General features: G+C 69.0%; 24 protein-coding genes. 12 read left to right on the top strand and 12 right to left on the bottom strand.

Going from position 1 to position 24,564, the window contains the following annotated elements; genetic code table 11:
• The first annotated feature begins 40 nt into the window (after positions 1-40).
• The 5 genes from VFZ09_RS13640 to VFZ09_RS13620 all read left to right on the top strand — a co-directional run bounded on the left by VFZ09_RS13640 (position 41) and on the right by VFZ09_RS13620 (position 5,245).
• Positions 41-1,186 carry an acyl-CoA dehydrogenase family protein gene (locus VFZ09_RS13640; protein ID WP_329727986.1) on the top strand — a complete coding sequence of 382 codons (1,146 nt, stop codon included), beginning with the start codon at positions 41-43 and terminating at the stop codon, positions 1,184-1,186.
• 84 nt (positions 1,187-1,270) lie between these two features.
• Positions 1,271-1,699 carry a hypothetical protein gene (locus tag VFZ09_RS13635; protein ID WP_329727985.1) on the top strand — a complete coding sequence of 143 codons (429 nt, stop codon included), beginning with the start codon at positions 1,271-1,273 and terminating at the stop codon, positions 1,697-1,699.
• Positions 1,700-1,912: 213 nt separating this feature from the next.
• Complete coding sequence (locus VFZ09_RS13630; RefSeq protein WP_329727984.1) at positions 1,913-4,414, top strand: PAS domain S-box protein; 2,502 nt, start codon at positions 1,913-1,915, stop codon at positions 4,412-4,414.
• 22 nt (positions 4,415-4,436) lie between these two features.
• Positions 4,437-4,826 (top strand): response regulator, encoded by a 390-nt coding sequence (locus VFZ09_RS13625; RefSeq protein WP_329727983.1) that lies wholly within the window; start codon positions 4,437-4,439, stop codon positions 4,824-4,826.
• A gap of 101 nt (positions 4,827-4,927) precedes the next feature.
• On the top strand, positions 4,928-5,245 hold the full coding sequence (locus VFZ09_RS13620) for a hypothetical protein (protein ID WP_329727982.1): 318 nt from the start codon (positions 4,928-4,930) through the stop codon (positions 5,243-5,245).
• Between the two features lie 60 nt (positions 5,246-5,305).
• On the opposite strand, the gene VFZ09_RS13615 is transcribed toward VFZ09_RS13620, so the two are convergent.
• The 4 genes from VFZ09_RS13615 to VFZ09_RS13600 form a co-directional block, all read right to left on the bottom strand.
• A complete protein-coding gene (locus VFZ09_RS13615; RefSeq protein WP_329727981.1) occupies positions 5,306-5,578 on the bottom strand; it encodes a hypothetical protein in 273 nt (90 codons plus the stop codon).
• Positions 5,579-5,716: 138 nt separating this feature from the next.
• Positions 5,717-5,899, bottom strand: coding sequence for a hypothetical protein (locus VFZ09_RS13610; RefSeq protein WP_329727980.1), 183 nt, complete (start codon positions 5,897-5,899; stop codon positions 5,717-5,719).
• 91 nt (positions 5,900-5,990) lie between these two features.
• Positions 5,991-6,197 carry a cold-shock protein gene (locus VFZ09_RS13605; protein ID WP_329727979.1) on the bottom strand — a complete coding sequence of 69 codons (207 nt, stop codon included), beginning with the start codon at positions 6,195-6,197 and terminating at the stop codon, positions 5,991-5,993.
• Between the two features lie 251 nt (positions 6,198-6,448).
• A complete protein-coding gene (locus VFZ09_RS13600) occupies positions 6,449-6,886 on the bottom strand; it encodes a DUF2809 domain-containing protein (RefSeq protein WP_329727978.1) in 438 nt (145 codons plus the stop codon).
• Positions 6,887-7,000: 114 nt separating this feature from the next.
• On the opposite strand from VFZ09_RS13600, the gene VFZ09_RS13595 reads away from it, so the two are divergent.
• From VFZ09_RS13595 to VFZ09_RS13585, 3 genes are read left to right on the top strand one after another with little or no spacing between them, the layout of a single operon-like run.
• The gene (locus tag VFZ09_RS13595) at positions 7,001-8,296 is read left to right on the top strand and encodes an ABC transporter substrate-binding protein (RefSeq protein ID WP_329727977.1); all 1,296 of its coding nucleotides are present in this window, start codon (positions 7,001-7,003) and stop codon (positions 8,294-8,296) included.
• 13 nt (positions 8,297-8,309) lie between these two features.
• The gene (locus tag VFZ09_RS13590) at positions 8,310-9,197 is read left to right on the top strand and encodes a carbohydrate ABC transporter permease (RefSeq protein ID WP_414640700.1); all 888 of its coding nucleotides are present in this window, start codon (positions 8,310-8,312) and stop codon (positions 9,195-9,197) included.
• Complete coding sequence (locus VFZ09_RS13585) at positions 9,194-9,997, top strand: carbohydrate ABC transporter permease (RefSeq protein ID WP_329727976.1); 804 nt, start codon at positions 9,194-9,196, stop codon at positions 9,995-9,997. Before VFZ09_RS13590 ends, VFZ09_RS13585 begins: the two co-directional genes overlap by 4 nt.
• Before the next feature lie 21 nt (positions 9,998-10,018).
• On the opposite strand, the gene VFZ09_RS13580 is transcribed toward VFZ09_RS13585, so the two are convergent.
• Positions 10,019-10,918 carry a tetratricopeptide repeat protein gene (locus tag VFZ09_RS13580; protein WP_329727975.1) on the bottom strand — a complete coding sequence of 300 codons (900 nt, stop codon included), beginning with the start codon at positions 10,916-10,918 and terminating at the stop codon, positions 10,019-10,021.
• 250 nt (positions 10,919-11,168) lie between these two features.
• Here VFZ09_RS13580 and VFZ09_RS13575 point away from each other — a divergent pair, with 250 nt between their 5' ends.
• The 3 genes from VFZ09_RS13575 (at position 11,169) to VFZ09_RS13565 (ending at position 17,800) form a co-directional block, all read left to right on the top strand.
• A complete protein-coding gene (locus VFZ09_RS13575) occupies positions 11,169-11,888 on the top strand; it encodes a DUF4476 domain-containing protein (RefSeq protein ID WP_329727974.1) in 720 nt (239 codons plus the stop codon).
• A gap of 88 nt (positions 11,889-11,976) precedes the next feature.
• The gene (locus VFZ09_RS13570; RefSeq protein ID WP_329727973.1) at positions 11,977-13,134 is read left to right on the top strand and encodes a hypothetical protein; all 1,158 of its coding nucleotides are present in this window, start codon (positions 11,977-11,979) and stop codon (positions 13,132-13,134) included.
• A 469-nt stretch (positions 13,135-13,603) separates the two neighbouring features.
• The gene (locus VFZ09_RS13565; protein WP_329727972.1) at positions 13,604-17,800 is read left to right on the top strand and encodes a kelch repeat-containing protein; all 4,197 of its coding nucleotides are present in this window, start codon (positions 13,604-13,606) and stop codon (positions 17,798-17,800) included.
• Positions 17,801-17,907: 107 nt separating this feature from the next.
• On the opposite strand, the gene VFZ09_RS13560 is transcribed toward VFZ09_RS13565, so the two are convergent.
• The 3 genes from VFZ09_RS13560 to VFZ09_RS13550 form a co-directional block, all read right to left on the bottom strand.
• On the bottom strand, positions 17,908-18,234 hold the full coding sequence (locus VFZ09_RS13560) for a TerB family tellurite resistance protein (RefSeq protein WP_329727971.1): 327 nt from the start codon (positions 18,232-18,234) through the stop codon (positions 17,908-17,910).
• 99 nt (positions 18,235-18,333) lie between these two features.
• Entirely contained in the window at positions 18,334-18,981 is a 648-nt protein-coding gene (locus tag VFZ09_RS13555) for a hypothetical protein (protein WP_329727970.1), read from the bottom strand.
• A 42-nt stretch (positions 18,982-19,023) separates the two neighbouring features.
• Positions 19,024-19,785, bottom strand: coding sequence for an endonuclease I family protein (locus tag VFZ09_RS13550; RefSeq protein WP_329727969.1), 762 nt, complete (start codon positions 19,783-19,785; stop codon positions 19,024-19,026).
• Positions 19,786-19,894: 109 nt separating this feature from the next.
• Between VFZ09_RS13550 and VFZ09_RS13545 the strand changes: the two genes are divergently transcribed.
• Positions 19,895-21,253, top strand: a complete 1,359-nt coding sequence (locus tag VFZ09_RS13545) for a sigma 54-interacting transcriptional regulator (RefSeq protein WP_329727968.1) — start codon at positions 19,895-19,897, stop codon at positions 21,251-21,253.
• A 16-nt stretch (positions 21,254-21,269) separates the two neighbouring features.
• On the opposite strand, the gene VFZ09_RS13540 is transcribed toward VFZ09_RS13545, so the two are convergent.
• The 4 genes from VFZ09_RS13540 to VFZ09_RS13525 form a co-directional block, all read right to left on the bottom strand.
• Positions 21,270-21,566 (bottom strand): hypothetical protein, encoded by a 297-nt coding sequence (locus VFZ09_RS13540; RefSeq protein WP_329727967.1) that lies wholly within the window; start codon positions 21,564-21,566, stop codon positions 21,270-21,272.
• Between the two features lie 140 nt (positions 21,567-21,706).
• On the bottom strand, positions 21,707-22,273 hold the full coding sequence (locus tag VFZ09_RS13535) for an imm11 family protein (RefSeq protein WP_329727966.1): 567 nt from the start codon (positions 22,271-22,273) through the stop codon (positions 21,707-21,709).
• A gap of 33 nt (positions 22,274-22,306) precedes the next feature.
• A complete protein-coding gene (locus VFZ09_RS13530) occupies positions 22,307-22,669 on the bottom strand; it encodes a hypothetical protein (RefSeq protein WP_329727965.1) in 363 nt (120 codons plus the stop codon).
• Positions 22,670-22,748: 79 nt separating this feature from the next.
• The gene (locus VFZ09_RS13525) at positions 22,749-24,377 is read right to left on the bottom strand and encodes a hypothetical protein (RefSeq protein ID WP_329727964.1); all 1,629 of its coding nucleotides are present in this window, start codon (positions 24,375-24,377) and stop codon (positions 22,749-22,751) included.
• Positions 24,378-24,564: the final 187 nt, after the last annotated feature.

Raw genomic sequence — 24,564 nt, 5'->3', positions numbered from 1 at the left:
CAGCGCGGGCACGAGGCCCGCAGTGCCCGGAGGCACCCAGGTGCAGAGGAAGCTCTTCCGCGAGGACCATGAGCAGTTCCGCCAGTCGTTCCGCCAGTTCCTCGAGCGCGAGGTGAAGCCGCACCAGGAGCGGTGGAACGAGGCGGGCATCGTCGACCGGGAGGTGTGGCGCAAGGCGGGCGAGGCGGGCTTCCTCTGTCCGTGGCTGGAGCCCGAGTACGGCGGCGCGGGCGGCGACTTCCTGCACTCGGTGGTGGTGATGGAGGAGCTGGCGCGCATCTACGAGTCGGGGCTCGCCATGCCGCTGCACTCGGACGTGGTGGTGCCCTACATCCACGAGTTCGGCAACGACGCGCAGAAGAAGCGCTGGCTGCCGAAGCTGGCCTCGGGCGAGGCGGTGGCGGCGGTGGCGATGACGGAGCCGGGCGCGGGCTCGGACCTGGCGGCCCTGAGCACCACCGCGGTGCGCGACGGGGACTTCTACGTCATCAACGGCGCCAAGACTTTCATCTCCAACGGCATCCTGTGCGACGTGTGCGTGGTGGCCGCCAAGACGGATCCGGACCCGAAGAACGCGCACCAGGGCATCTCCCTCTTCGTGGTGGAGGCGGGGACGCCCGGGTTCCTCAAGGGCAAGAAGCTCAAGAAGATGGGCATGGCGGCGCAGGACACCTCGGAGCTCGTCTTCGAGGACTGCCGGGTGCCGGTGGCCCACCGGCTGGGCGAGGAGGGCGCGGGCTTCCTCCAGCTGATGACGAAGCTGCAGCAGGAGCGGCTGGTGGTGGCGGCCATGGCGCAGGCCGCGGCCGAGCAGGTGCTCGCGGACACGCTGGTCTACGTGCAGGAGCGCAAGGCGTTCGGCAAACCCATCTCCAAGTTCCAGAACACGCAGTTCAAGCTGGTGGAGTGCGCGACGCAAATCGAAGTGGGCCGCGCGTTCCTGGACCGGCTGCTCACCGAGCACGTGGCGGGCGAGTACCTGGTGAAGGAGTGCTCCATGGCCAAGCTCTGGCAGACGGAGATGCTGAGCCGCGTGGTGGACGAGTGCCTGCAGTTCTTCGGCGGCTACGGCTACATGCTGGAGTACCCCATCAGCCGCGCCTTCATGGACGCCCGCGTGCAGCGCATCTACGCGGGCACGAACGAAATCATGAAGGTCATCATCGCGAAGCAGCTGGGGCTGTAGCCGCTCGCGAACGTTGAGCACCACACACACCCGCCGTGAAAATCCCGGCGTCCGGGGTCCGGGTCCGTTATCGGGGCCGGGCCCATGTCCAAGCTTCGCGAGTGGAAGGTCGGAGACAACACGGTCCGTTTCGAGCCGCCCGAGCTCGTCTGGGTCCACACCCGGGGTGAGGCCACCCTGGATGACGCCATCCAGCTGGTGGAGCTCTACCGCGAGCTGGGCCAGCAGCGCCCCTTCCTCATCGTGTCGGACCTGAGCGAGGCCACCACCCTGGACGTGGAGGGTGGGAGTTATCTGAGCAAGCACGTCCAGCCGAAGTGGATTCTCGGCACCATCTACATTCGTGCGCGGCTGCTGCACCGGGCCGTGGCCAGGGGAATCGCGCTCGCGGCGCACCTGGCCGGGCGCGCGGAGGCGAGCGCGCTGACGCGGGTCCACTTCGTCTCCTCGGAAGCCGAGGCGCGCGAGCTCGTGGCCCGCCTGCGCGAGGAGCGGTTCGGCAAGGTGGCCTGAGCGGGCCCCTTCCGGCGGCGAGCGGCGCCAACGGGTCCGACTGTCGGACCAGTTGCCCGGCTTCGCGCCCGGACCGGCGGCCGTCCGCTCCCGTGGGGTGTGGGCCAGACGGCAATCGCTGGCCTCCGGGGGTGATGGACGGCGGGGCGTGGGGGGCACACGTGTTCCCCCAGAGGAAGTCCTTCCCACTCGCCGTGGGCGGTCCCCGCCACCATGAAGCTGCCCTTCAAGTCCCTCGTGTTCCTCCTCCTCTTCCTCGGGGCCGTCTTCACCGCGGGACTGGTGGCGTTCTATTCGATGACCCGCCAGCGTCTGGAGGACGAGGCGCTGCTGCGGCAGTTGCTGCGCGCCAAGGATGTCGCCTACCAGCTCAAGCCCGGCATCGCCTACACGGGGTTCGTCGCGGAATCGACGGCCGCCGTCGTGGCCCCCGTGAGGAACGAGGCCGAGCTGGAGCGGCTCCTCCAGGCGCTGCTCACCGCGGCGCCCACGGAGGCCATCCGCGGACTCGGGGTCTGGTTCGAGCCCTCCGCTCTTCCCGGGGGCGGGCCGGGCCTCGCGCCCTATGCCTTCCGCGCCGGGTCCGGGAAGGAGCCCGTCGCCGTCACCGACGCGCGCACCGCCCAGCCCGGTGAGCCGGACGGGCAGCCCTGGTACCAGCGGGCCCTGGAGGCCCGGGGAGCGCCCGTCTTTCCGGAGCCCCACCCTGCCGGGGACTCCCTCTACCGCGTCCATGCGCGGGCCCTGCTCGATGCCTCCGGGAAGCCGGTGGGCGTCATCGCCGTGGATGTCTCCATTCCCTACCTGCACGGCGTCCTCCAGCAGGCGAATGCTTCCAGTGGGGGGGAGCTGCTCTATGTCACCACCCCCGGGGGCCGGCTCTTCGCCCACCCCGCCCCGGAGCCGCTGCTCGCCTGGGCGCGCGCGCACGGCCGGCCGGTGACGTCCCTGGGGGAGCTCACGCTCGCGGACGTACACGAGTACGAGGCCGAGCGGATGCCCGGGCCCCGGCGCACCGTCCAGGTGGAGGTGGGCGAGTCGGGGTGGACCGTCCATGTCTCCACCGCGGAGTCCACGCTCTTCGCCAGCCTCGAGCGCTTCCGGCTGGCCATGCTCCTGCTCGGCGTGGCGGTGTGGGCCGTGCTGCTGGCCGTGCCCTTCCTCGTCCATCGCACCGTGCGCATCCGCGAGCTGTCCTTCGCGCTCGAGGAGCGCCGCAGGCTGCACGAGGTGCTGGCGCGCAGCGAGCGCAGGTTGCGCGAGGTGTTGGAGACCTCGCTCGACGCGGTCGTCTCCGTGGATTGCCAGCAGCACATCACCGAGTGGAACACCCAGGCGGAGCGGCTCCTGGGTTGGACGAAGGAGGAGGCGGTGGGCCGTCCGGCCTTCGAGTTGCTGCTCGGCCCGGAGCTGCGGCCGCTGCTGGAGCGGGACGACGGGGCGGTGCTGCGCCGCCAGCGCATCTGCACGCAGGTGCGGCGGCAGGACGGCGGGGCGCTCCCGGTGGAGATCTCCACCACCGTCGTCCAGAGCGGAGGCCGGCCCATGCGCTACCTCTTCCTGGCCGACATCACCGAGCGCCAGCGCTCCGAGGAGGAGCGCAACCGGCTGCTCGCGCAGTTGCAACAGCGTGGCGCGGAGCTGCAGGCCACCATCGACAACATGGTGGACAGCGTGGTGGTGAGCGACCGCACGGGCCGCATCACCTTCGTGAACAAGGCGGGGCGGCAGCTCTTCGGCGAGGTGGGCTCCGAGGGCGTCCAGCTCACCGACGGCCACCTGGAGCTGCATGGTGTGCGGCTGGGCGGGGAGCGGGTGGGGCGGGTGGAGGACATCCCCCTGTACCAGGCGCTGCGCGGCAACATCGTCGTGGACGCGGACCTGAGCTTCCCCTCGCCCGAGCGGCGCCGCACCCTGCACCTGCGCGCCAACGCCGCCCCCATCCGGGATGAGCACGGCCTCATCACCGGCGCCGTGTCCGTGGCCCGCGACGTCACCGAGATGGTGGAGTTGGACCATCTCAAGGACGAGTTCGTCCGCGTGGCCGCCCACGAGCTGAAGACGCCCGTGGCCATCATGAAGTCCTATGCCCAGCTCGCGCTCAAGTCCGAGCCCACGCCGGCCACGTACCGGAAGATGTTGGATGCCATCAACCGGGGCGCGGACCGCATCGACCGCATCGTGCGCGAGCTGCTGGACGTGTCGCAGCTGCACCTGGGCCAGCTGAAGCTGACGGAGGAGCCGTTGGACCTGCGCGAGCTGGCCGAGGAGACGGTGGCGAACATGGCCGCGCAGAGCACCCGGCACCGCTTCTCCGTGCGGCCGGGCGAGGCCGTCATCGTCCGGGGGGACCGGGCGAGGCTGCGGCAGGTGCTCGTGGTGCTGCTGGACAACGCCGTGCGCTACTCCCCGTCCGGCGGGCGCGTGGAGGTGCGGCTGGAGTCGCACGAGCGCGAGGTGGAGGTGTGCGTGAGCGACGAGGGCATCGGCATCCCCCCGGAGCGCCAGGCCCGGCTCTTCGAGCGCTTCTACCGCGCGCACTCGGGCACGCCGCACGACCGGGGCGGCATGGGCGTGGGCCTCTACATCTCGCGGGAGATCATCTTCCACCACGGCGGCACCATGCGCGTGTCGAGCGAAGAGGGCAGGGGAAGCACCTTCTGTTTCTCCGTCCCCTACGCACCCCGGCGGGACGAGCGGGAGCTTCATTCCTAGTTTGCGGGGAGGAGGTGAGCGGATGAGCGGAGCGAGCATCCTCGTCGTGGACGATGACCCGGACATGCAGGACGTGATGGCCCTGACGCTGGAGGCCGGGGACTACCGGGTGTGCAGGGCCTCGAATGGCCAGGAGGCGCTGGAGCGGGTGGAGGAGTGCACGCCAGACCTCATCCTGCTCGACATGCGGATGCCGGTGATGGACGGCTGGGCCTTCGCGGCGGAGCTGCGCCGGCGGTATGGCCACCGGATTCCCATCGTGGTGTGCACGGCGGCCGAGGACGCGCAGCGGCGCGCGCGCGAGGTGGGCGCCATGGGCTGCCTGAGCAAGCCCTTCGAGCTGGAGGAGATGCTCCACCTGGTGGAGTCCGTGCTGCCCCGGCGCTGCGAGCGGGCGAGCCAGCACCCGTGAGGGCGGACAGCCGGACGGGCGCCTCCCCGGCCGCTGCAGCACGGTCCGGCACGCCAAAGCCTTGGGGGAAGCCAGAGAAGGCCCCCAGCAAGGAGACCCGGATGAGGAATGGATTCAAGCGTGTGGTGGTGCTCGGCCTGGCCGCTTCGGCCCTGTGGGTGACGGGTTGCCGCGACCAGGCGGGCCGGCAGCAGGGAGCGCGGGAGGTGCAGGGCCAGCAGCAGCCGGCGCCGGGCACGGGCGGCGCGGGCCGTCAGGAGGACACCGGGCCGGGCCAGGAGCCCCAGGACCTGAAGCGGCTGCCCGATGAGGAAGGTTTCCAGAGCGTGCCGCCGCAGCAGGAGGCGCCCAGCGGCATCGGCCTGGATGGCCGCAACGGTGAGACCGAGCAGCACCAGAAGCCCGACAACGAGCGGTAGCGCTCCGGAAGCACCTGGGCGCTCCGCGGACGGTTCTCCGCGGGGCGCCCGGCCATTGCCTCACGGCTGTTCCGGCAGGTGCAGCGAGTGCAGCTCCGCGGGCCAGTCCTCCTCCCGGGCGGGCGGGGCTGGAGGCTCCGCGCGCCGGGGCTCGGGTGCTTCGTTCAGGAAGTCCTCCTCGAGAATCTCCTGGAGCAGCGCGTCGGTGGCCTCGCGGGCCCGCTGGAGCGTCTCGGGACGGGCCTCGGCGGGAACGCTCGGGGCCGCGGGCTCTCGAAGGGTCGCGGGCTTGTCGAAGACGTGGCTGTCCGCCGGGTGTTCATCCTTCGCCATGCGTGCCTCCGGCTGTTTCCTTCCGAAGCTATGCATGACGCCGGGCCCTGAAAGCACGAAGGGCCCGGAATCCACCTGGGAGTCCGAGCCCTGGACGCCTGCCGGGCGCTTGGCTGACTGCTTCACGGTCGGCCTGCCTCACATCTCGAGGGGCGGCTGCGGGCCGGGGACGATGCCGGCGATATCCGGATCCTCATCGCCGGGCTGGCGGGGAGGCCGCGTGTCCTTCTCGCGCTGGCGCTCGGCCTTCTTGGCGTCCTTGTCCCGCTGCTTCTGCTGGCGGGCCATCTCCTTCTGTCTCTTCGTTGACCTTCCCTGCATGGATGCTCCTGGGAAAGAGGTAAAAAAGAAGCCCGACCTCGTGAGAGGCCAGGCCTCGTGGGCTTGAAGGTAAGTAGCCGCGCTCGCGCGATCAGCCGATCGGACGAACGTTCTCGGCCTGGAGCCCCTTGGGGCCCTTCTTGACCTCGAACTCCACCTTCTGGCCCTCGGCCAGGGTCCGGAATCCCTCAGTCATGATCGCGGTGTGGTGGCAGAACACGTCCGGGCCCCCGTTGTCCTGGGTGATGAAACCAAAGCCCTTCGCGTCGTTGAACCACTTCACAGTGCCACTTGCCATTGCTCTGATTCTTTCTCCTACACGGCCCGGCGACCATCGCCGAACCGCGCGCTCACTGGAGCGCATACCGGGCGTACACCTGGTTGCCCGTGAAGTCGAGTCGGTAACCTCCCCGGAATTCGATTTCAAGACGTCGTGCACGCGGCGGCGATCCACCACATAACACTCCTCCGGCGCCCCGCTGTTCCTGAATCACCGCCCGCGAGAAGCTTTCCGATGGGACGGTGACGGACCCCGGGAATACGGGCTGTTCAGGGGGGAACGCCGTGGGACGGCGCCTGGGCCCGCGTGGCGCGGAGCCGGGCGCCCAGCAGGTCCGTGCCCGCGGCGAGCCCCGCGCCCACCGCGTAACAGACGAGGTCCGAAACGAGGAATCCCCGGCCCAGCACGAGGGCGCCCAGGCGGTGGGCCCGCAGGGCATCCAGCCAGGGCGTGTGGACGAGTTGGCTGAGCTCGACGAGCACGGAGAGGCCCAGGGCCCCGGCGGCCGCGCGCCGGACGGAGAGGCGGGGCCAGAGGAAGACGAGGCACAGGTAGACCATGACGGTCCACAGCGCGTCGCCCGCGTAGCCGGTGACGAAGCGGGGCAGGTGGAGCCGCGCCGCCGCGGAGCGCGAGCCCAGGCCCAGCGCGACGGTGAGCACCATCAGGGGCAGCAGCAACGCGCGGGAGCGGGGGCCGGGACGCATCCCGGACAGTGTACGCGACGGGGGCCGGGCTTCCGGAGACCGGGCGACACTTGGGCGGGGCGCGGTGCGAACGTGCTTGCCCCGGGCGCGAGGAGATGGGGACATCGGCCCCCTATGCGCCGCCCGCTCATCTCCGTGCTCGTGCTGGGGCTCGTCCTCTGGACGCTCCCGGGTTGCCGCCGCAAGAAGGAAGAGGCCACCGCCGCCGGGGGGAAGACGCCGCTCGTCTTCAAGTACCAGCCGCTGGGAGATCCGGTGGCCTTCCGCGAGCTGCTCGCGGACTTCGAGCGGAAGAACCCGGACGTCGTGCTGACCACCGAGGCGTTGCCGAACTCCTCGGACGTGGCGCACCAGTTCTTCCTCACCTCGCTGGAGGGCGGGGCGGACGACTTCGACGTGCTGGTGGTGGACGTCGTCTGGGTGCCCGAGTTCGCGCGGGCCGGGTGGATCGCCGACATCTCCGGCGCCTTCCCGCCCGAGGTGCTGCGCCGCGACTTCCTCTCCGGCCCGGTGGAGGCGGTGGTGGTGCGCGACGAGAAGGACCAGAAGGACAAGACGTACGCGGTGCCGTGGTACGTGGACGTGGGGGTGCTCTTCTACCGCACGGACCTGGTGCCGCGGGCGCCGCGCACCTACGCGGAGCTGGAGCAGTTCGCGCGCGACGCCCGGGCGAAGCAGCCGCTGCTGCAGGGCTACGTGTGGCAGGGCCGGCAGTACGAGGGGCTCAACTGCAACGTCTTCGAGGCCATCTGGGGCCACGGGGGCCGGGTGCTGGACGACAAGGGGCGGCTGGAGCTGGACACGGAGCCGGCCCGCGCGGGGCTCGCGTACCTGCGGGGGCTCATCGCCAGCGGCATCTCCCCGCCGGGCGTCACCTCGGCGGCCGAGGAGGAGGCGCGGCGCGTCTTCCAGGCGGGCCAGGCCGTCTTCATGCGCAACTGGCCCTATGCGTGGGAGGAGGCGCAGAAGCCGGACTCGCCCATCCGGGGCAAGGTGGGCATCACCCCGCTGCCCACGGTGAGCGGCGAGCCGGGGTGGGGCACGCTGGGCGGGTGGCAGCTGGCGGTGAACGCGCACGTGTCGCCGAAGCGCAAGGAGGCGGCCGAGCGGCTCATCGCGCACCTCACCTCGCCGGAGGCCAACGTGATGATGGCGTTGAGCTATGGCCGCAACCCGCCGAGGCCCTCGGTGTACAAGGACCCGAGGCTGGTGGAGCGGGTGCCCTTCATCGCGAGCCTGCTGGGCATGGTGGAGAACGCGCGGCCGAGGCCGGTGACGCCGTACTACAACCTGCTCTCGGACGTGCTGCAGAGCGAGTTCTCCGCGGCCATCGCGGGCATCCGTCCGCCGGAGCAGGCGCTGAAGCAGGCGCAGCGGCAGGTGGACCATCTCACCGGGCAGTTCGAGTAGGAGGGGCGCACCGATGAATGGCACGGTGAAGGCCACGGGCTCCATGGGCCGCGAGCGGCGGCAGGCGTACATGCTGGTGGCGCCGGCGGTGCTGGTGCTGCTGGGGGTGGCGCTGTACCCGATTCTGGCGGCGGTCTGGCTGAGCCTGCACCGGCTCATCCTCGTCTTCGGAGAGCAGCGGTGGCTGGGGCTGGAGAACTACGGCTTCATGCTGGGCGACGCGCGCTTCTGGAACGCGCTGAAGAACACGGCCTACTTCACGCTGGTGGCGGTGACGGTGGAGCTGCTGCTGGCGGTGCCGCTGGCCCTGCTGCTCAACACCGCGTTCCCGGGACGGGGCCTCCTGCGCGCCTCGGTGCTGGTGCCGTGGGCCATCCCCACGGTGGTGAGCGCGAAGCTGTGGGCGTGGCTCTTCAACCCGGACTACGGCCTCATCAACCGGCTGCTGCCGGGACAGGACATCAACTGGCTGGGCGTGCCGGGGTACGCGCTGCACGCGGCCATCCTCGTGGACGTGTGGAAGACGACGCCCTTCATGGCGCTGCTCATCCTCGCGGGCCTGCAGGGCATCTCCGAGGACATCTACAAGGCGGCGCGCGTGGACGGCGCGTCGCGCTGGCGCTCGTTCCTGTCGATCACCCTGCCGCTGCTCAAGCCCGCCATCCTGCTGGCGCTGTTGTTCCGCACGCTGGATGCCTTCCGCGTCTTCGACGCCATCTTCGTGCTGACGGAGGGCGGCCCCGCCAACACCACGGAGACGCTGAGCATCTACGCCTACAAGACGCTGATGCGGGCGGGCAACTTCGGTTACGGCTCCATGCTGTCGGTGATGACGTTCCTGTGCGTGGTGGGGTTGAGCCTCGTGTACATCCGGCTGCTCGGGAAGGAGGGGCGGGGATGAAGCGGCCCGGACTGTGGCTGGCGACGGTGGCCTTCCTCACCTTCTTCCTGGGGCCCTTCTTCTGGCAGGTGCTGACGTCGGTGTGGCCGGACGGACAGCTCACCCAGCCGTTGCCCACCTCGCTCACCTTCGACAACTACGCGAGCGTGTTGTGGGGCCGCCCCTTCCTCCAGGTGCTGGTGAACTCGCTGGTGGCGGCCTCGCTCACCACCATCTTCTGCATGGCGGTGGGTGCGTCGGCGGCGTTCGCGCTGGCGAAGCTGGAGTTCCGCGGGCGCGGCCTGCTGCTGGCCGCGGCGCTCGCCGTGTCCATGTTCCCGCCCATCGCCACGGTGAGCCCGCTCTACCTCATCCTGCGCGCCACGGGCCTGCGCGACACGCTGGTGGGCCTGGTGCCTCCCTACGCCACCTTCGCGCTGCCGCTCACGCTGTGGATTCTCACGTCCTTCTTCCGCCAGCTCCCGGACGAGCTGTACCGGGCCGCGCGGGTGGACGGGTGCACGCCGCTCGGCGCCTTCTGGCGGGTGCTGTTGCCGCTCGCCACGCCGGGCCTGGCCACCACCGCCATCCTCGTCTTCATCTTCGCGTGGAACGAGTTCCTCTACGCGCTCACCTTCCTGTCCTCGCCGGAGAAGCGCACGGTGCCCGTGGCCATCAGCCTCTTCGCCAGCGAGCACAAGGAGCCCTGGGGGGAGATCGCCGCCGCCTCCGTCATCGCCACGCTCCCCCTGGTGGTGATGACCGTCCTCTTCCAGCGGCGCATCGTCAGCGGGCTCACCGCCGGGGCCGTGAAGGAGTAGCGCGCTGTCCGGCGGCCTTCGTCACGCGTCGAGCATCGGCGCCGGGGCCTCCTCGCCCCGGAGGAAGGCGGCGAGCTCGGGCCACTCGCACGCGAGGTACTCGTACTGGGACTCCGAGCCCCGCGCGGGCCGCTGGGGCTGGACGCATTGCGGCTTGAGGGGCACGAGCTGCCCTCCCAGCCGGCTGCGCGCGAAGGCGTGGAGGACCGCCACCGCGTCCACGTCCGTCTCGGGCACGTCCTTGCGCGCGGTGCGCTGGATGCGCTTCACCGCCTCCACGTACCGGCCCTCGCGGCAGAGCATCACCGCCTGCGCCAGCAGCGCATGGTCCGTCTCGTCGAACATGGGGCGGCGGATGCGGCCCACCCACTCCCGGGCATCGTCCAGCTCTCCGTAGAGGGCGAGGATGACGGCCATCAGCGCGGGGACCTGGGCATCGCAGACCCTGGCATCCCTTCTCCTCCCGAGCCAGGTGGTCTTCTCTCCGAGGGCGAGGGCACGCTCGTAGTCACCCTGTCGGAAACAGGCGAGGGCGAGCGCGTAGTAGCCCCGGCCCCGCGCGATATGGCTTCCGGTGGACATCGCCACTTCCAGCGAGCGGATGGCCGCCTCGGGTCTGCCTGCCTGGAGCAACTCCCAACCCCGCCGCTCCAGCTGTCTCACCCGCCAGCCGAGCCAGTGGCGGAGGGCCAGGCCCACGAAGAAGACCCCCGCGAGGGCGATGGGCAGGGGAACCCGGGTCACCCCCAGGTCCACCTCGGAGGCATCGGCCAGGGAGCCCGGGCCGAGCAGCATGACGATGCCGCTGAAGCCGGTGAGCATCATCACGCTGGACAGGAGCCCCAGTCCGTTGAGCCGGGACTGGAGGAACGGGTCATTCGCGAACGACGGACGGATGGAAGGAGGCGTGAGTGTCATCATGCCCGGCCTTCGTGCAATGCCCGGCCCAGGGCGGACCCTCGTCTTTTCCGGTACCTGGCGCGTTCGCGCGTCCAGGGGCGGGATGCTCCGTCCGAGGGCGACGACGGCGGGCCCGTCGTTGGACCCAGGAGCAGGGGCCATGAGGGGAGGGGGCCTGGGCGGGGAGGGGCGGATCCGTTTGAATGCGGACGCCCGCGGCCCGTCAGAGTGGGCAGATGCAGCAAGGACATAGTCCAGAAGGATGACTCCCATGAAGGCCCTGTTCGTCGCTCTCACGCTCCTGACCGCCGTTGCCGCCTCCGCCCAGACCGCCCCCACCCTCGCGCCTCCTCCGGGCCAGCCCACCGGCAACGCGCCTCCGACCTCCAACGAGTTCCGGGGCCGGGGTGACGACCGGGGTGGCGACGCCGACGAGTTCCGCGAGTACCGCCGCGGCCGCCGTGGCACCCTGGTGGTGCTCGAGCGCGAGGACCTGGAGCAGCGCCTCGCGGACCTGGAGGACCTGCTGGGTCAGGCCTTCGAGAGCAGCAAGCGCGGCAACGGCGGCAAGGCGAAGATCCGCGCCGCCTACGAGGAGCTGAAGGACCTGCGCGAGCTGGTCGCCGATGCCCCCGAGCTGCGGGGCTCGGGCCGGGGTGGGGGGTATGGCAACCCGGGGCCGATTCCGCCCCCGGCTCCCGCCTACCAGCCCATCGCCGAGGGCAAGCTGCAGAAGATCATGGGCGCCATGTCCCGTGAGCCCTTCGCCGAGGACAAGATGAACGTCCTGCAGGATGCCGTCGGTACCCACTACTTCCTCGTCGGCCAGGTGCAGCAGGTGCTCAACCAGTTCCAGTTCTCGCAGGACAGGCTGAAGGCGGTGCGGGTGCTGTGGTCGCGCGTGCTCGACCGGGACAACGGCTTCCAGCTCTACAACTCCTTCCAGTTCTCCAACGACAAGGCCGAGCTGAAGCGCATCCTCTCCAACTGAGGCTCGGGTCCGACGGGCCCTCCAGGGGCCGGGCTCGCGGGGCGGCAATGCCCCTCGGGTCCGGCCCTTTGTGTTTGAATGGCCCGCGATGCGCTCCCGCACCCGCAGAGCGACGCTCCTGGTCTTCCTCGGCGGACTGCTGCTCGTGGGGGTGCTCGCCGTCCCGCATTACCTCCGGGGCCTGTCCCTGGTGGCTCGCGCCGCGGGCATGCGGGACGGTCTGGCCGGGCGCGTCTCCCGCTGGGGCACCGGCCCCGTCTCCGAGGAGGACGTGCGGATTCCCTCCCGCCACGGCGCCCTGCGCGCCCGCCTCTTCCGTCCCGGGAGTCCTCGGGGACGCACGGTGCTGCTGACCCCCGGCGTGCACGCGGATGGCATCGACGAGCCCCGGCTGGTGAAGCTCGCCCGGGACTTGTCCGCCGGAGGGCTCACCGTCCTCACCCCCGAGCTGCCCGACCTCCTGAGCTACCGCATCACCCCGCGCGAGCCGGACATGCTCGAGGACGCCGCGCTCTGGGCCTCCGCTCGCCCGGAGCTCGCGCCCGATGGCCGGGTGGGCCTCATGGGCATCAGCTTCTCCGGTGGGCTCTCGCTCGTCGCCGCCGGGCGGCCCTCGCTCGCTGGCAGGGTCGCCTTCGCGTTCTCGTTGGGCGGGCATGGCGAGCTGTCACGCGTGCTCGCCTTCCTGTGCACGGGGGTCGAGCCCGGAGGCCAGCACCGCAGGCCCCATGACTACGGCGTGGCCATCATCCTGCTCAACGTGGCCCACCTGGTGGTCCCCGCCGGGCAGGTGGAGACGCTGCGCGCGGGTATTCTTACCTTCCTGCGCGCCTCGCACCTCACCCTGCGGGACATGCGCCAGGCCGAGGAGACCTTCGCAGAGTCCCGGCGCCTGCAGGCGGAGATGCCCGAGCCCGCCGCCACCTTCATGAAGTATGTGAATGAACGGGACGTGGCCACGCTCGGGCCGCTGCTGCTGCCGCACGCGAAGGTCTACGCCAGCGACCCGGCGCTCTCGCCCGAGCAGTCGCCCGCCACCTCCGCGCCCGTATATCTGCTGCACGGCACGGAGGACTCCGTCATCCCCGCCATCGAGTCCGTGCTCCTCGCACGCTGGCTGGCGCCCCGGACCGAGGTGCGGCTGTTGCTCTCACCCCTCATCTCCCACGCCGAGCTCGAAGGGCTGAAGGACGTGGATGATGTCTGGCGGCTCGTCGCCTTCTGGGCACGGCTGCTGGATGCGTAGGGCACACGCCATCGTGTCGCTCCGGGTGTGCTCGCGGCCTCTTCGTCTTCTCATCCCTGATGTGTGGTGATTCTCGACTTGTTCCGCAATGGAAGACAGCAGTGGATGGCTTTGAAATGAGTATTATTCTGCATTCCCTGGCTTTCGCCCCAGGCATGTAATGGCTGTTATTCCACACGCGAAAATGACGAAACCTACAATTGTTCACTCTTGAAATTTCTCTGCCAGATTGGTGAGTATTCACCCGCAGTGGAGCGAGGGAGAGCACTTGAAACGTTCGTATACAGCAGTGTTGGCTGTGTCGAGTTGTCTGCTCTTGACTGCGTGTGAAGCCCCTGGGGACGAAGGCAAACAAGAGGGGCCGCAAGTCATCCAATCCGTATCCAAGGAGTCTTCACCAGCAGGGGGGGCGGCATTTGGCCCCATCGAGATACAGCCTGGCGAGACGCTCGAGGACACGGCGTCAGCCGTGGAGGAGCTTCCCTTCGGTTTTGCCCAGCGAGAAGAAGATGAGTCCCCGCTGCTCGCCACACCCGAGCCGGCGCTCATGCCGCTGGCCACGGCGGATGGGGGAGTCATCGAGCTGGAGCCCAATGTCATCAATGGCACCGTGAAGCTGACCAATGAGAACCCGGAGATCCTCGCCCTGCTGGGGGCGGATCCGTGGCACACGGCCGGCGCTTCCTCGAGCTCCAACATCGCATCCGTTTCCGCCAGCAGCACCCGGCCGGCTGGATACAGCGCCGCGACCAATTATACGACATTCAAGAGTCCCTCGACGTATGACTTCACGCTGCTCGTCGAGTCCAGCGCGGGAGGAGAGGCGGGGGTGTCCTATAACGTCACGGCCAGACGTGGCGGCTATACCTTGCCCGTCGCCTCTGGAGTCGTGGTCCGGCCTCGCCAGACACCGCCCAACCCCACCGAGCTCACCATCGAGTCCTGCATTGGTGTGGTGCAGTTCGAGTTTGGCACGGATGCGGCCTGTACGACGCCGTCTCCCGCCTTCGCTACCGCATCGCTCAAGAGTGGTAGCGTATTCCGCGTGCCGGGACAGCAGCGCTTCGCGACATACATCACGGGGGGCGCGAGCCTGAACACCACCCTGTACTACAGCGTGTTGGGCGAGGACGGGCGTCTCTATGCATTCGGGAGGCCCGTGACCGCGACCGCGGCATGTGACGAGGTCGTCCGTATCTGCACACCCATTTCGGACAAGCTCGTTCAGGGGCCGCAGGGCAATATCACCGGCCCTTGGGAGATCAGTGGAGAGACCTTGGTCTACATGCGTGATCTCAGGGCCACCTACCAGGCGCTGCCCTCCATCACTCGTCGAAACCTCAGCAGTACGAGCCTGACATCACCCGTGAGCGCTCCAGGCTCATGGTGGACCATGAATCCTACCCTGGATGAGGGAGAATGGTCGCTCCAGGGCTGGGGTTACCTGCGTAGCGGCCGCGAGTTTACCCGCTTCGCCACGCCGTCCCTCTCTCCATCGACGCCTGCGGGTCCTGTCACGGTCATCGCGGACCAGACCACACCCGTGACCCGGGTGGTTGAGGGCGAGACGCGGCATGCCTTCTCCATGCGGCCCGCCTACTTTCATGGCGCCGTCCGGCTGGCGGATCCCTCCATTCCCCTGAACCCCTCTTCCTACAGCACCCTCGAGTCGCTCTGGTTCGATGCGGATCAGGACTCGAATAAAGATGGCATCCCGAATACTCCGGAGAACTTCGGTCTCAGGGGAACCTTCCTGAACGCGTCGGCTTCAGGCGGATACTCCTACACGTCCTTCCCCCGCAAGTTCGAACGGAGCCGTGGGGAACTGGACTCCACCTACGAGCAGGTGCTCCCCAATCCGTATGATCTGCCGCACACGTGGACCCAGCAGAACCTGAGCCTCCGCTTCTGGACGCAAGACGCCTCGTTCAGGACCCGGCCCGGGATGTATGACGAGGCGCGCTTCCGGTATGGCTCCCTGTCAATCTACCAGCCGGCGAACCGTTCCGCGCTGCTTGGCGCGGAGCAGCGCAAGCGCATCGACCATGAGTACTGTTTCAACGAAGTACAACTCAAGTATTCGACTCCGCTGGGGCGCCTCTACAATCCCTGGGCGGATGTCGCCTCCGGCTCCTTCAGTGGAAAGGACTGGATGGGGATCTCGCGCGCCTACGCGGTCGCAGGCCAGTTCTACGGTGTCCCGGCCATCTGGGGATACACGCCGATGGTCACGGAGCCTCAGACGGAGGGCTCCGTGTCGATGGTGCTTCCTCAGGGGACCTACTCGCTCAAGCCGGGCGCCTACCTGATGAGCGACAGCGGGGCGGTGAATACGGCGAACTTCGCTCCGGTCAGTGTGACGCTGGGATGTGGGCAGCGGGTGAAGATCGTTCCGCCGCTCTCGGTGAGCATCACCTCCGCCTCGGGTTGTGCCGCCGGCCCGAGGATTCCCGTCTCGGGCGTGGTGAAGAGCAGGCCCGCCGTCGTGGACCGCATCTGGTACAAGCTCAACGACGGCCCCGAGGTCATTGTCTGCACCAACTGTGGGCTCGATCCAGCCTATTCCTTCCCGATCGAGCTGCGGAGCTGCCACAACACCCTCCAGGTGTTCGCCCACTCCGAGGGAATGCCCGAGCCGGCCGTTGGCTCCGCGGATTTCGTCTGGGATGACCCGGCCGATGGACCGAGCTGTGCCGGCAACTGCGTCAACCGCCCGCCCGTGGCCCGTTGCCGCAATGTCACCATCGCGGCCGACTCGTCCTGCAGGGGGTGCACCTCCGTGGATGATGGCTCGTATGACCCAGACGAGACCGACACGCTGAGTTGCGTGCAGACGCCGGATTGTCCCTATGCGCTCGGCTCGCAGAAGGTGACCCTGACCTGTACGGACGGCTTCGGTCTCTCCTCTTCCTGCCAGTCCACCGTCACGGTCGAGGACGTGACGCCTCCGGCGCTCACGTGCCCGGCGGAGACTCCGGTGCTCGAGTGCCGTGAGGGCAGTGCCGTGGCCACCTATTCCACCTCTGTCACCGACAACTGTGGTGGAGTTTCCACCCGGTGCGAGCCCCCCTCGGGCTCCACCTTCCCGTTGGGTACTTCCGCGGCGAGCTGTGTCGCCACCGACGGCGCGGGCAACACGGCGCGCTGCAACATCCCCGTCACCGTTGAGGACCATCAGCCGCCCGCCCTGTCCTGCCCGGCTCCCGTGACCGCCGAGTGTGTGGCTGGAGGCGCCCGCTTGCGGCCGCCCGCCGCCACGGCGAGTGATACCTGCTCCCTGGCGCACGTCTCCCAACCGCCCGAGGCTTCCTTCCCACTGGGCTCCACGCCCGTGGCCTACACCGCCACGGACACGTCCGGGCTTCAGGCGCGGTGCACCTCGTCCGTCGACGTCGTCGACACCCAGGCGCCGACGCTGGTGCTCAACGGGCCCGGTGTCGTCACCCTGGGCTGTGATCCGGGACGTCCGTATGTCGAGCAGGGAGCCACCGCCTCGGATGTCTGCGCGGGAGAGCTCTCCTCCCAGGTGAGGATCTCCGGTGTCGTCGATACCACCACCGAGGGCCGCTACACCCTCACCTATGCGGTGACGGATGGGGCCGGCCACGAGGCCTCCGCGACGCGCGAGGTGAACGTGGTGGCGGGCCCGGGCATCTGCCCGGCGGCGGGGATGTGGTCCTCCACCGGTCGTATGGCCAGTGAGCATCTGTTGCACACCACCACCCTGCTGCCTTCCGGCAAGGTGCTCGTGGTGGGTGGCTTCGTCTGGTCCACCGAGCTGTACGAGCCGGCCACGGGCGCCTGGACTGCCACGGGCAACGCCATCGCCACCCACCGAGAGCACACCGCCACCCTGCTGGCGGATGGCCGGGTGCTCGTCGCGGGCGGTGAAGGCAGCGCGTCCGGTGCGTTCTGCGAGCTGTATGACCCGGCCGTCGGCACGTGGTTGTCCACCGCTCCCATGAGTTCGGCCCGGCGGCACCACACGGCTACCCTGCTGCCCGACGGCCGGGTACTCGTCACGGGTGGCACCAACGATGGTGGACTCACGCAGTCCTCGGCCGAGCTGTACGACCCGGTTTCCAACACCTGGCATCCCACCGGTGCGATGGCCACCGCCCGCGCCCATCACACCGCGACACTCCTGCCCGGTGGCAGGGTGCTGGTGGCGGGGGGCAGTGATGCGCGCGGGGTGTTCCTCTCGTCGGCCGAGCTGTACGACCCGGCCACCGGGACCTGGACGACCGTGGGTGGAATGACCACGGCCCGGCGCCATCACACCGCGACGCTCCTGCCCGATGGCAGAGTGCTCGTCACCGGTGGCGGGAGCAGCCATGCGCTCAGCAACACGACCGAGCTGTATGACCCGGCTTCCGGAAGCTGGACCGCCGCCGAGCCCATGGGCAAGGCCCGGCGCTATCACACCGCGACCGTGCTGCCGGATGGACGGGTGCTCGTCGTTGGAGGGTACAGTGACTACGATGGCATCCACACCTCGGCGGAGGTGTACAGCGCCAATGCCTGTGGCTCCGGCTGGTGCCCGGCCGGCAACAAGGCCGTGGATACCTACGAGCACACGGCCACGTTGCTTCCCGATGGCCGGGTCCTCGTGACGGCGAGTGTCAGCAATCGCGATCAGACCTCGGCCGAGCTGTATACGCCGTGAGGTCCCTCGGAGGGGCCGGGATGGGACCCTCCGAGAACGGGAAGAGAAGAATGAAGGCCCCGGTCTCCAGGGAGGGGGACCGGGGTCCGCCAGGCGTCAGGCCGGGCTCACAGGCCCAGCAGCTCGCGAATCTGGCCGAGCATCTCCTCCTCGGAGATGTGCACCTCGGCGTCGCTCCCGATGAGCGTGCGCGCCGTCGCGAGCACCTCGTCCGGATGCTGGCGCAGCAGGCCCAGGTTCGGCGCCGGCAGGGGCTCGCCCAGCTCCAGGCATCGCTCCAGCCGCTGCAGCTCCGCCAGCGGTACCTTCCACCGCTGCGCCGCGCCGATGAGCGCATGCGCCTCGCTCGGCTTGAGCTCGTCGTCACTCCAGGCCACGTGCAGCAACAGCTTGAGCAGCTCGATGTAGAAGCGGTCGTCGATCGGTGTCGTCATCCCGGTGTCGTCTCCACCCCCGAGCGTCGCCCGTTCCCGGGTCTCCGTCCACGGACAAGACGTCTGCTTCGATAGGGGGGATGCAGGCGAGCCGCCCGGCTACGCGCCCTGCCAGGTGAAGCGGAAGGGCGTGCCGCACCCGCCCCTCCGGCACCGGAAGAGGTAGCCCCGGCCGTTGTCCCCGAAGGCCAGCCCGAAGGGCATCGCCGCGAGCTGGGCCAGGAAGCGCATGGGCTCGCCACAGCACTCCGGCGTGGCATCCCCGTTCACCCAGCCGGCCACTCCGCCCACCTTGCTCTCGGGCGCCTCCTCCAGGGCCCGGTCCAGCGCGGCGAGCTGCTCGTCCGTGGCCTCGTTGACGTCCACCGAGAGCGCCTCGGTGTCCTCCTCGGCCGGGGCCAGGCCCAGGCTCCATTCCGCGTACGGCACGCCCGTGGGCCGCGCTCCCTCCACCGAGGCCGTGCCCGGCTCCACCGCCACCACCGCGTTGGCTCCCGCGTGCGCGTCCCACCGCTCACAGACGGTGTCCGGGTTCTCGCACTGGAAGACGTACACCGCGGCGGAGGGTGACAGGTCCAGACGCCCGGGCACGTGCGGCAGTTGGAAGAGGAAGCGCATGGGCTCGCCGCATGTGGCGCAGGCCGGCCAGTGCACGGCGCCCACGGGCTCCGGTGCGCCGCCCACCTTCGCGAGCGGCACGTCCGAGGCCCCGGGGACCAGTGCCCACAATGGAGAGACAGTGGCCATCACGTGCGCAGGTTACTCCCTCTCCCGGAGGGCGAGGGGAAATCAGAAGTCCGCGATGCGCTGGGCCAGCGAGGCGTCGTCCACGAAGGGGTTGCGGTTGCCCTGGTACTTCTCGATGGCGCCGTTGCGCGTCAGCTCCGCGGCGTCCACCGTGTCCTGCACGTTCCACTTCTTCAGCACCGCCTCCTCGGCCGGCGGAATCGCCTTGCCGTACACCGTGGAGAAGTAGAACAGCGCCCGCGCCACGTTGCCCTTGTGCTCGGGGGGCGGCTCGAACACCGTGCGGCCCTCGGCGTCCGTGCCCAGCTTCGCCCCGCTCGGGCTGCTCCACTTCACCTTCCGCACCTCGCCGAACGGATGGCTGCTGCGCTGGCTGTTCGCCTTGCTGTCCGTGGGGAACAGGTGGTGCAAGTCACTCTTCGCCGCCCCCGTCGCGCCCTTCGACTGCGGCCACGTGTGCTCCACGTTCATGTCCGAGCTGTTGGGAATCTTGTTCGTCTTCAGCTCGCGGCCCGTGTACACGCACTTCACCTTCCCCTCGTGGTTGTCCAACGCGGTGAAGATGACCTTGCGCGCCTGGTTGTAGCCGAGGTCCTTGTGCTTCGCCGCCGCCTCATGCAGCGCCTGGATGAGCGCCTTGTCCTTCAACCCCTCGTCGCGCGGCGGCTGGCTCGGGGTCTCGAAGACGTCGCCTCCCCCCTGGGGCGCGCGCGGTGCCGGGCTCGCCCCTCGGCGGGCCTCGGCCGGGGCGGCCGGGACGAAGGGCGGGGGGCGGACGGTGGCGGCGGTCGAGCGGACAAGCATGGGTCGATTCCCCGTAAATGGACCTACATCGGCCCAGGTACGCCCATATTGTCGTCGATGTGCGCCAGGAGTTGCGTGCGGGGGCGCGATGGGCTGCTAACCTTCGTCCATGCCCTCCATTGATCGTCCTGAGAACCCTCCCGGAGCCGAGGATGTGAGCGTGACGCGGCCCTACGCGCACGCGCCAGGGGCTCCGGAAGCGACGGCCGTCCGGCGCTTCCTGCTCACCGTGGTGGAGGGGCCCGGAGTGGGGACCGTCTGGGACTCGGTGTCCGATGCGTGCTCCATCGGCTCGCACCCGAGCAACGACTTCAACCTGGATGATCCCACGGTGTCGCGCTTTCACTGCGAGATTCGCGTGGGCCCCAAGGGCGCGCGGGTGAAGGACCTGGACAGCACCAACGGCGTCATCCTCGATGGCGTGCAGGTGGCCGAGGGGTACCTGCGCGGCGGCAGTCTCTTGCGCCTGGGCCGCGTGGTGGTGCGCTTCGACTACAGCACGGACAGCAACCGGCTGCCGGTGTCCGAGCGCACGCGCTTCGGCTCGCTGGTGGGCACCTCGGTGCCGATGCGCATGTGCTTCGCGCTGCTGGAGCGCGCGGCGGCCCGCGACGTGACGGTGCTGCTCGAGGGCGAGACGGGCACGGGCAAGAGCCAGGCGGCGCAGGCCATCCACCAGGAGAGCGCCCGCCGCGACAAGCCCTTCCTCACGGTGGACTGCGGCGCCATTCCCGCGGACCTGCTGGAGAGCGAGCTGTTCGGCCACGAGAAGGGGGCCTTCACCGGCGCGGCCCAGCGGCGCATCGGCGCCTTCGAGGAGGCGCACGGAGGTACCGTCTTCCTGGACGAGATTGGCGAGCTGCCCGCGGAGTTGCAGCCCAAGCTGCTGCGCGTGCTGGAGGCGCGGGAGTTCCGCCGCGTGGGCACCAACGCCTACGTGCCGGTGGACGTGCGCATCATCGCCGCCACGAACCGGGACCTGCGCGCCGAGGTGAACGCGGGCCGGTTCCGCTCGGACCTCTTCTTCCGGCTGGCGGTGCTGCGCATTCCGCTGCCGCCGGTGCGCCAGCGGCCCGAGGATCTGCGCTTCCTCGTGGAGCAGATTCTCGACTCGTTGGGGGCGGATCCGGAGCGGACGAAGGCGCTGCGCGAGCCCGGCTTCATCGCGAGGTTGGAGCAGGCCGCGTGGCCGGGCAACGTGCGCGAGCTGCGCAACTACCTGGAGCGGTGCCTCGTGTTCGAGGACACCCTGGCGCTGTCGGACATGGTGCCGCCGGGCAGCCGCTTCGAGGTGGATCCGAAGGTGCCCTACGCCGAGGCGAGGCGGCTGGCCCTGGACGACTTCGAGCGGCGCTACCTGCGCGCGCTGCTGGAGCTGCACCAGGGCAAGGTGTCCCAGGCGGCCAGCGGCGCGGACATGGACCGCGTGTACCTCTACCGCCTGCTGCGGCGGCACGGCATCAAGTGAGCTTCCCCCGGGCCGCTCAGTCTGGTGGCTCCAGGTAGTTGCCATCGCCGTCGTTGATGGCGTCCAGCGCGCGTCCCTCGCACTCCTCGGGGCGCGCGGTGGCCTTGCCTCCGGCGGTGGGGGCGTCCTCCGTTCCTCGGGCCTCGCCCGCCTGCTCCCGTGCCCGCAGGGCCGCGAGCGAGCTCGCTTCGTCGGGCTTCGGACCCTTGAGGGCCTTGCGCGCGTTCACCTCGTCAGAGGTCGGTCCAACCAGGGCCCCCGTGGCGTCCCATCCTGCCTCCAGGTCGTCCCACTCGTTGTCCGGGTCCGTCATGGCCGTACTCCTCTCGCCAGCTCAACCCTTGTAGGCTGCGCACGGCGGGGAGGGCTCACAGGTCAGTGGGAGGGGCTGGCTCCAGGCTCGAAGAGGAGAGCAGCGCTGGCCTGCTCGCTCGCTTCTGGCGCAACACCCGCTCAGACTTCCGTGAAACGTGTGCCCGTCACGCCAGCCATCTCCATGGCCTTCTTGATTCGCTCCGAAACGATGATGGAGACCGGCCAGCCCCAGGGACGGAAGATCTCGGCATTCCCCACCTGGCTCGGGTCAATCCTCAGACCGACCACCTTGTAATACTCGCCAATCCCTTCCTCGTATCCTTCCTCCGCGGTGCGATAACCCACCTCTTCACATCGGGCATCGTCGATACACCGGATCGTTCGGAGCAGGTTCACGATGTAGTGACGCTCCGGATGGCCGTCGATCGTGACGGGGAAGAGCTGCATCTGGTCCTGGATGCCAAGCTGCTCGAAGAGTGTCTTGACCCTGTCGTGAATGACGGTGACACCGAGCGCGGTGGTCGAGAAATCCAGGGCACGCCCTTGCTTGTACATGCCCATCCGAACGGGCAGATGGATGGAGAGCGGAAGACCTTTCGAGAAGTGCCCGTTCCAGATCTCCTGGCCACTCCCATCCATCGGGTCGCCGAGCTCCCAGCGGTCCCGGATGCCCATGTCGTTTTCCAGCTCGAAATAGTTCTGCATACAATCCAAACAACCACGGCGGGGTATGTTTCCTCACGGCTTGGGCTTCGGGTCTTCCTCTGGCGCCGCCATGACGAGGGTGTGCTCATGCGGCAGCTTGCCCAGGCCCGCGAGCATCCAATACTCCTCCACGCTGCGCACGGTGGCGATGACCTCTGGCTTGCCCTTCTTCTTCACCACGACCGCGCCCACCGTCCCCGGCTCCGCCTCCAGGAGCGCCCAGAACGCGGCCCGTTGCTCGGGCGTCGGCTCCGACCGGATGCGCTGTACGATCATCACCACCAAGATCGCCGCGCAAGCCGCTATCAAGGCCAGACTTGGCCAGCTGATGGGCCCTGGAAGCTTCTGGCGGATGCTCAGGTCGATCCAGAGCGCGGAGACAATCCCGAAGGCCACGACCCACACCCCCAATCCGATCACCCAGAGAGGGAGGGGCTTTTTCTTGGTGATTTTCTCCATTGGCTTCACCCGCCCCTCAACGGCCACTTCCTGGCGGAGCCTCCAGGTTATTGCGGATGCCCTGCTCCACCTGTTCGCCGGTCAGTGCGTCCACGAGATAATACCCGCCGAAGCCAATGATGAATCCCACCGTATTTCCCAGCAGGGGAACCTCTGTTCCCCAGATGGCGCCCACGACCCCCGCCGCGATGGCGGAACTGAGGCTGCCAGAGACAAAAGCCCGCGTTCCTGTCGCGACGTAGTCCGTACCGCTGTGCTCTTCATCGTCGAGCGCGAGCGAGGTCATCGTGAAGATGGGGGCTGCCAGCGCGCCTCCCGCGAATCCACCCACTGCCCGGCCCGTACCCGTCGCCAGCCGGACACTCGTGCCCTGGCTGACGAGTCTGCGCGCTAGCGCACTGCCTGCGTTGGCCGTGACGAGATTCTGGGTAGCACCACCTACCAGCCCTGATGTTCCCCCCGCGGCGCCAGCCTTGGTGAGTGACGGCAATGGATCCTCTGGTGGTTCATAGTAGACGTGAACGGCTTCACAAAGCACGGAAACCACTGCGCCACCCACCGAGCCCCGCCCGCCCGCGATACCGGACGCCACGGCGTTTCCGCGGACCCCACCCCCATGGCGCGCCACGAGGAGGAGCTCCGGGAAGACCCAGCGGTTGACCTCCGCGGGTGTCATGTGGGGATTGGCGACGGCCACCTGCTGGCGGAACCGCTCCAACTGCATGAGGTGCTGGGAGGTGATGTTGTTGCTGGTGATGTAGACGGCGATCTTCTCCCTCACGGAGGAGAGCGCGGCCTCCGCCTGCCGGCGCACGTCGTCCGGAGACCCCGAGCCCCGGCGGGTGTTCTCCAGGTTCTGATAGGCGCGGTACACCGTCCCGCCAATCCGCACCGGTTCCGCCTCCAGCAGCTTGTCCGCCACTTCGCGGTATGAGCGCTTGCGGTAGTTGCCGGGGTCGCGCAGCGCGGCCCGGAACGGCTCCACATGCTCCTCATTCACCGAAAGGTACCCGTTGCGCAGCATCAAGGCGCGGCCCTCGTCCGCCGGACGCTGGGGGTACAGGGCCGTTCGCGCCCGCTCCCAGGTCGTCGGGCGCAGGCCCACGATGTCGCGCAGCCCCCGCAGGTACGTCTCGAATGGATCTCCCCGGCCATCCGCCGGGCGTATGCTCGTCTTCACGGAATTCAGGCCGCCCCGGTGGTCGCGCAGATCGAAGATGGGGTGATTGGGGCGCACGGCATTGAGGTCCTGCTGGGCAATCATCCCCCCGTGCCGGGCCGAGAGTTCGCCGAGGTTGCCGCGCCAGTCGCTCCGGGAGAGCCGAGTCGTACCCGGGTCCAGGGAGAATGCTCCCGGCGCATGCCGCTCGAAAGCGGGCAGTGAATGCAGGGTGGAAAGATAGCCCGACAGGGCCGAGCCCGGCACCACTGGGATGGAGTTGCGCCACAGTAACTGCTCGAGCCGAGCGCGGGTGAGGACATGATCGGAGGTGTCCTGGCGCTCCCCGGGCGGGACCTTGACGACGGCCAGCGCCGCGCCCTGGGGGACGAGTTTGAAGGACTCGCCGGAAATGGGCAGGGGCGGGGCTCTTCCGGGCCGTACCGGGGACTTCGGAGCCGTGCCCTTCTTCGACGGAGCCGTCATGCGCGCGCCTCCAGCGCCGCCATCATTCTCATGGGCGCTTCATCGGGAGCATAGCCGAACAGCGAGGGCCCTGTTTCCCTGGCATTCCTTCTGGCGCATTGTCGCCTGCTCGTGCTCGACACCTTGTCAGAGCAGTGGAGTCAGAGGAGGCGGCGGGGGGACGGGGCATCTCCTCGACGGCGTGACG

Origin of the sequence: Archangium sp., assembly GCF_036277355.1 — a bacterium.
Classification (GTDB): Bacteria; Myxococcota; Myxococcia; order Myxococcales; family Myxococcaceae; genus Archangium.
Note: the sequence above shows the minus strand (reverse complement) of the source record. Positions and strands in the feature narration are given on the sequence as shown.